Origin of the sequence: Halobacterium sp. KA-4 (assembly GCF_021028995.1) — an archaeon.
In the GTDB taxonomy this organism is placed as follows: domain Archaea; phylum Halobacteriota; class Halobacteria; order Halobacteriales; family Halobacteriaceae; genus Halobacterium.
The window spans coordinates 1-6,919 of the sequence record NZ_JAJJZG010000037.1 but is presented as its reverse complement, the minus strand read 5'-3'; the positions used below and the strand labels follow the sequence as shown (position 1 = coordinate 6,919).

Here is a 6,919-nt window from a genome sequence, read left to right as displayed (position 1 = left end):
CCTCGTCAAGTCGGTTGACGAGGAAGTTAAGGAGCTGGTCCTCGTGGATTTCACTGTCTGCTTGCTTGTTGGAGTGCACATCCTCAGCAAGCAGACGTTCTAACTAACCGGCTTTGTGATGTACTGAAAACGCGAGTATCAGCCTGTCTCTCCTGCTTCTCGTATGGATTTACACTCGACACCTGGGGTGTGTGCCCGAGACCATCTATCTTTCTTCGAGGAGAGAATTCCGCCATTCACGGCGGGCGTGAATCCGACAACGCCTCTACAACCCACGTTCAGCAGCAATACGGATATTTAAGTGGTAGTGTATCGTAGCATGGCGTACACCGAGGCGGTCACACCGCCATTCAAATGCACAATATTGGGACTCTGAGGCCCAGAACGTTCGAGACACACTCTCGAACCGCTGTGGTGTCTCGGTTAAGATAACTCCGAGTCCCCTGCCGGGATAGGAGTAACGGCGGTGTGGCCCCGCCATCGGCCCGTCATGCCGACCGGTCGTAAACCAGCAAATAGCCCAACTCAGCGGTGCGGTGCCGTGGGAAGCCTCGCCGTTTACGGCGAGGAGGAGGTCACCTTTGAAGAGAAAATCTCTCTTCAGGAAACGCGAATCCGACAACGCTCGACCAATCCACGCCCAGGGAAACTCCGATTGTAGAACGCATACGTCGCATGTTGAACACTGAGGCGGCACGACCGCTCACCTGATCGGATTATATTGGTAACCCGACCACGTCCCAGGGATAGGTGTAGCGGCAGTGTGGTCCTGTCCTCAGAACGCAAAGCGTTCTGATGGGCTGCACGGAAGCGAGGTCCCTCGTGAACGCCAGCAGCTCCGGCATGTTGACCGGGCTGCAAACCAAGACGCTCTTGGGTAGAGGATTGTTGGTCAGTTCTCGGCAATAGCTGGAAGTCACAGCAGGCAAGGGTGACGCAACCGCGTCACCCGACGAACGATGATGCCAATCAAGACGTTCGTCTCGGAGCGTCGCGCCGCGAATCTGCTGGCACAGATTCGCTGGCGTGACGGCGTCTATTGCCCGCGCTGCCGTGCCGAATCTGTGATTCGGTACGGCAGCTATCGCGTGTTTCAACGGTATCTGTGTAAGGATTGCGACCGGACGTTCAACGATCAAACTGGCACCGTCTTCGAACACTCGGCGGTCGCACTCAGAAAATGGTTTCTCGCCGTCTACACCTACATCCGCATGAACACGAGCGTCAGGCAGCTAGACGTAGAGATCGACGTTTCCTACAAGACGGTCTACCGGCGCGTCCAGCGCTTCTTGCGAGCGCTGGACGCGCCTCGACCACACCTCAAAGGCCCCGTTGAGATTGACGAATTCTACGTGAAAGCGGGTCTCAAGGGCCGCGAGCGCGACCAACCGTCGCGCTCGCGTGGCCTGTCCACGCGCGGGCGTGGAACATACGCTGAGGACAAGCTCCCTGTGTTTGTTCTCGCAGATCGTGGCACCGGTGAACGGCACGTGATCCCAGCGAAAGCTGCAACCGAATCACGGATTCGACTCCTCCTGGCTGCCCGCCAGCAGGAGTCGTTAACCGTCTACACAGACGGGTTTCGGGCGTACGACCCACTTGACGAGGACGACGCATTCACCCGTCAATACGTCGTCCACGGTGACGGCGAGTACGTCGATGGAGCCGTTCACGTGAACACCTGCGAGAGCCACGCGTCGCTGGCGCGACGGTGGCTCTCGCCGCATCGAGGCATCTCGAAAGACAGACTCACACCGTATCTCCGAGCGTTTCAGCTCCGCCGTGAAGTGTTCCGAAAACCGGGGAAAGAAGCGCTCAAAACCATCCTCGAAACTGCGCTATGACTCACCAACAATCTCCGCCACAAGAGCGTCCTTAACTTAACACCGCGAAAATTTTCGGAGTAAAATTTAAGCAGTCCCTCTTCTGATAGGTAGTATGGAGAAAATTTTCGCACCCTGGAGAATGGATTGGGTCTCCCGAGATAACAGAAATGATGAATTTGATGGCTGCGTGTTTTGTGCTATAGCTGAATCAGAAACAGACCGTGAACATCGGGTTATTGCGCGGAACCAGCACGCGTTCGCAGTGTTGAACAAAGCACCATACAACCCCGGCCATCTTCTCATAATTCCAGATGACCATAAAGGAGATCTCACCGATCTTTCCGCATCGGTTGTCGCCTCTGCTGCGATCCTTCAACAGCAAGCAGTTGACGCTATGAACCGCGCGCTCTCGCCAGATGGTTTTAACACCGGAATGAATATTGGGTCCGCGGGCGGTGCATCGATCACAGACCACGTACACATCCATATTGTTCCAAGATGGCACAGTGATACTACATTTATGCCAACTACAGCGAATACGACGGTTATTGTCGAGGCTTTAGATGAAAGTTATGACCGGCTCCATGATGCTTTTCAAGAACTCGAGTCTGCCACATACAAAGGTGATGACGCCGCAATCCAGCTTGAAACTCCTGTATCAGAGAAGTTCGCGTAAAATTTCACGTCCTTCGACAAACTCGAGGTCATTTTTCCGGGCATACTTTATAGCATCTTGCCTAGTGGCTGCTTCGCCAGTCCTATCGTCAAGCATCTCACAGACGACCACCGCTGGTCCCCAGTTCGCTTTTTCAGCAAGACACAGCGAAAGCTCGGTATGACCACAGCGTTGATCTAGTCCGCCTCGTGCTCCCTTGAGAAGATGGACGTGACCGGGCGACCGGAATTCAGATGAGAATTCTTCCATGTTTGGGTTCCGAACAATGTTGCCCAGTTCAGCGATCGTGTATGCCCGCTCATTATCAGGTATCCCAGTTGTTGTATCTCGATGATTGATCGGAAGAGAGAATGAGGAACGATCATCATATGCTAGATCCTGCGTCTCTGCGCAGGGGTGTGATATAACATCTGCGAGGAATGGCAATTCAAGTGTTTCTGCAATCTCGTGTGAAATTGCTACACAAATAAGCCCACCAGCATCATTTCGTAGTCGAGCTACATCGGCAGGCGTCACAGCCTCTGCAGGGAAGATTATGTCTGTCTCGTCCTCTCGCTCATCGAAATCATGGATAAGAACGGGATTGCCTTTTTGCAACGATTGGACGGCACGTTTCGCAGCGCTTTGTCTAGGCGCTGATGAGTCGGTTTCAGACATGAACAGTCACCTGCTTGTTAGTCTCTATTTCTGGGATTAAACGGAGTTCTGTTGGTGCTATAATCTCAAGTGTAGTATTATCATGGCTCGTTCGCTCAGGAACGATAATGTGAGCGGGTTTATGCGTGGTTCCTGACTCTCCTTTGATTATTGCCGGATAGCAATATACTGCTCCAAACGTTTTCTCGTCGGTAGACCACGCGTTTATGCAGATCGCTGGAATTAGATCAAGGTCTTGGATAGACCCAGAAGTAAGATCGACATTTAATGTTCCAGGATACGGGTCATAACCAAGCTTCTGTCGGAATTGACGAGCGTATCCTTGAAGTTTGACAAAGTGCTTTCCTTTCCCCTTGCCGTCAGTAATGAGGCCAGTGAATTTCTCACAGCTAGAATTCGGGGAATCGTCCCCTGCAAACCCAGGTGATGTGATTTTAACAAGAATCCCTCCCTCCACGATGGTGAGTCGAATATAACCATTCACTGCGAGCCACCGAAGATGCTCGCGAGTGACGTCTATGGACAATTCCGTTCGGTTTCCTATCTCTCGTACCGTTGTCCATGTTTCGCGTACTGCAGCTCCATCGGCTCTGAGCTCACCCAAAATTGATTGGGCTGCCTTCGGAAGTGGTAGCGAATCGTCCTCTTCTGACGAATGTAGTTGGCTCATTGGTAACGCACCTCTATCCGGGTGTCCCTAAATCCTTCCTCCAGACGTAAAAAGACATCCTCAATAATCTGATGTTTCATACTGAGTCCTCTTCGGTTGCAGCATGAATATTGTGCTTGCTACGAGTTGGGCGTGGCCCTAAACCAGATATTGAAGACAATTAGTCTACGTTTGGTTAGTATAATCGGGTACGCTCAGCAATTTTCAACAGATGGTAGGGCCTGGTGTTCAGATCTATGGTTAGATGAGAGTTATAATCTCAGCTTTGCACGTTAGCGTCAGCAGTTGAGTGAACGAAGAGGTGGTCGATCTCTTCCATGAGATCTTCGACGTCACGATCATCGTTGTCTCGAACCCACGAGAGGAGATTGTACACGGCTTCTTTCAGCGAGTGTTCAAAGTTCGCTCGAAGCGATGACGCTTTCGAGCGAACCGTCCCCAAGGCGCTCGAGTCAGGATCAAGACGAACGAGACTGTAGGCAGCCATCAGAAGGTGCCAGTACCGACTGGCACCTTCGTCGGTCTGCATCTCGCAGTCTCCTAAGCCGAGATCCTGCTTCGAGTCCTCGAAGAACGTCTCGATGCGCCACCGCATCCCGTACGAGCGGATCACATGTTGGCTCGGTGCGTCGATTTTGTTCGTGGCGAGGTACTTGACCGGGTCCTCTTCGTCGGTTTCTTTCTCGGCGATGACCAGCTTCACGTCTCCCAGTTGGGAGACGGGAAGCTTCTTCGTCCAGATGTGGTAGGTTTCCTCATCGATGTTGCGCTCGGTCGTGTCGATGCGCTCGGCCAGCGCATCGACGCGGATCTCTTCGCCGCCGTAGCTCACCTGTCGATTGCTGCGGAGCGGGCCGATCCAGTCCTTGTCGTAGGATTCGATGTGGTCAGGAAGGCCAGAGTCGTGAGCGAACCACGAGTCGAAGAGGTAGGTGTCCGCAGGCACACCTACCTCTTCTTCGAGTTCGGTGACAATCTCACGGGCGAGATTGTACTTGGTGTCGTGGTCTTGTTGTTCTCGTCTTGCTGTTCGTAGAGGCGGAAAGCGAGCGGGTAGGCTGTTTTGTCGGCGTAGAAGGCGTAGATGGGGTCTTGGCCCCAGACAGTGTCGCCTTCAGAGTGATCGTAGAACCGGCCGACGCCGGGGACGAAGTCCCCGGCTTTCTCGGTGATGGTGTCGTCGAGGATGATGTAGCCATCCTGTGACCAGCGCGTTTCACCGTGTTTCTGAAGCTCTTCGAAGCGTTCGTGGTTGAACTGTTGTTCGTCCCAGTCGTAGTGGGTGAGGAACTTGTTGAGTGCGCGTTTGCCCTGCGCTGGAAGGACTTCGCGTGCGATACCGGCCACGGTCTTGTTGCTGGCCGCAACAAGACCGATGGCGTAGGTTTTCGCGTGGTGACGTTGTGCTGGTGACAGCGAGTCGAACTCGTCGAACACGCGCGTACACGACAAGAAGTCCGTAATCGGCATCATCCGTCCTTGCCACCGCCTACGTCATGCTACCACTTCAACGTGCAAAGCTGAGTTATAATGGGAAACCCTCTTCTCAGAAGTTGGTAACTGTGGATGCCCTTTGAGCCACTGAAAATCTCTCGGGACTTGTAGATCAGACTTTCGACCAACCACCATCGACCGCGTGACTCTCGCCGTTTACATATGAGGAGAGATCGCTTGCCAAATACAGTGCAGCATCAGCCACGTCCTCAGGCTGACCCTCCCGGCGTAGGGGAATAGTCTCCAGCAATGCCTCGGTCTCATCGGTACCGAGCATCGGATTGTCCTCGGTCGACATCTTGGTTTCGATGAGTCCCGGATGTAACACGTTTACTCGAATCCCTTCCGGACCGAGTCGATCCGCAAGTGCGTAGGTGAGGAGGCGAATTCCGCCCTTCGATGCACAATAGGTCGGAAAGTCGCCATAACCCCGATATCCAGCGAGGCTAGATAAGTTAATGACGGTTCCGCCACCGTTCTCGACCATTCGTTCAGCGGCAGCCTGCGTGCCGAAGAAAGTCCCTTTTAGATTAACGTTGATCAATCGATCGAAGATGTCTTCGTCGACATTTAGGAACTCTCCAGTGTGGGTAATACCAGCATTGTTTACCATACAATCGATGCCCCCGTACTGTTCTGCAGCCTCAACCGCGGAATTGAGATCACCAATGTCCGATACATCACACTCAACATAGACCGCCTCCTGGTCGGTCTTCATGTTAATTCGTTCGTGTGTCGGCGTCCCACCCTCACGCGGTGTTTCACGAATGTCGGCACAAATGACGTCTGCACCATGCTCTGCGAATCGTTGTGCAATTCCACGTCCGTTTCCACTTGCTGCACCTGTGATCACTGCTGTTTGGTCTTCCAATAGGTCAGTCATGGCTATGGTTCTGCGGCTTCATAATTAATGTTGGCCACCATTCGTCTTTAGCTAAGACTCATACCTCGGTTGCGTAGCGGTAGCGAGCGTCTCCTGTAAGACTGGTCGTTGCTGGTGGATCTTCTGTGCATCCTCGATCAGCCGCTCCAGCAACGGCGGTGGCGAGTAACCGAGATACTCACCGAGTTTGTGGAGGATGAGCTGGGCGTGCGACCGGAAGGTCGCCGCCCAGCGTTCCGGCGGAAACACGATCTCATCGTCGGCCTGCTCGGTCACCAGATCCAACAGCTCACGGCTCACCAGCAGTGACAACAACGCCGCGTACAGCAAAATCTCCACAACATCACGGTTGCTTGTGTCGAACTCGTCCAGTTCGTACTGTGTTTTTAGCTCACGGAACAACGTCTCTACCTCCCAGCGACACCGATACAGCGTCCCTAGATCCGCCGGGAGAAACTCTTCTCTCGGCAAATTCGTGATGTACAGATGGTAGTCGTCGGCGTCCGAATCCCGGACGCCGACGACGCGGAACCGCTTCGTATCCAGCGACCGTGTTCCCTCGTACTGGCCTCGCTTGAACTGGGCTTGCCTTGTTTTGCCGTCGATTGACGGTCGCTTCAAACGCTCTTAGTGCAATATTCCGCCAGATTAACCCGGAAATGGACGCCGTCTGGCGATATGGCATCGCTCAGACGGCTTGCCCGGATGTGTCG

General features: G+C 53.6%; 5 protein-coding genes and 2 pseudogenes. 2 read left to right on the top strand and 5 right to left on the bottom strand.

What is annotated here, in order from left to right:
- Window positions 1-959: 959 nt before the first annotated feature.
- Window positions 960-1,844, top strand: coding sequence for an IS1595 family transposase (locus LPA44_RS17725; protein ID WP_230890809.1), 885 nt, complete (start codon window positions 960-962; stop codon window positions 1,842-1,844).
- 94 nt (window positions 1,845-1,938) lie between these two features.
- Window positions 1,939-2,502, top strand: a complete 564-nt coding sequence (locus LPA44_RS17720) for an HIT family protein (protein WP_230890808.1) — start codon at window positions 1,939-1,941, stop codon at window positions 2,500-2,502.
- Here LPA44_RS17720 and ribB read toward each other — a convergent pair.
- The 5 genes and pseudogenes from ribB to LPA44_RS17695 form a co-directional block, all read right to left on the bottom strand.
- Window positions 2,485-3,159, bottom strand: coding sequence for a 3,4-dihydroxy-2-butanone-4-phosphate synthase (gene ribB / locus LPA44_RS17715; protein ID WP_230890807.1), 675 nt, complete (start codon window positions 3,157-3,159; stop codon window positions 2,485-2,487). The genes LPA44_RS17720 and ribB overlap by 18 nt on opposite strands.
- Window positions 3,152-3,829: a CTP-dependent riboflavin kinase gene (locus LPA44_RS17710; RefSeq protein WP_230890806.1), complete on the bottom strand. Its 678-nt coding sequence runs from the start codon at window positions 3,827-3,829 to the stop codon at window positions 3,152-3,154. Before LPA44_RS17710 ends, ribB begins: the two co-directional genes overlap by 8 nt.
- A 259-nt stretch (window positions 3,830-4,088) precedes the next feature.
- Window positions 4,089-5,302, bottom strand: a pseudogene (locus LPA44_RS17705) (IS701 family transposase).
- Window positions 5,303-5,435: 133 nt separating this feature from the next.
- Complete coding sequence (locus LPA44_RS17700; RefSeq protein ID WP_230890805.1) at window positions 5,436-6,206, bottom strand: SDR family oxidoreductase; 771 nt, start codon at window positions 6,204-6,206, stop codon at window positions 5,436-5,438.
- Window positions 6,207-6,257: 51 nt separating this feature from the next.
- Window positions 6,258-6,791 (bottom strand): annotated as a pseudogene (locus LPA44_RS17695) (transposase); the annotation flags it as partial.
- Window positions 6,792-6,919 lie beyond the last annotated feature (128 nt).

Excerpts from the sequence above, each read along its gene's own strand:
- LPA44_RS17725 (WP_230890809.1), top strand. The coding sequence starts at position 960 with ATGATGCCAATCAAGACGTTCGTCTCGGAGCGTCGCGCCGCGAATCTG.
- LPA44_RS17720 (WP_230890808.1), top strand. The coding sequence starts at position 1,939 with ATGGAGAAAATTTTCGCACCCTGGAGAATGGATTGGGTCTCCCGAGAT.
- ribB (WP_230890807.1), bottom strand. The coding sequence starts at position 3,159 with ATGTCTGAAACCGACTCATCAGCGCCTAGACAAAGCGCTGCGAAACGT.
- LPA44_RS17710 (WP_230890806.1), bottom strand. The coding sequence starts at position 3,829 with ATGAGCCAACTACATTCGTCAGAAGAGGACGATTCGCTACCACTTCCG.
- LPA44_RS17700 (WP_230890805.1), bottom strand. The coding sequence starts at position 6,206 with ATGACTGACCTATTGGAAGACCAAACAGCAGTGATCACAGGTGCAGCA.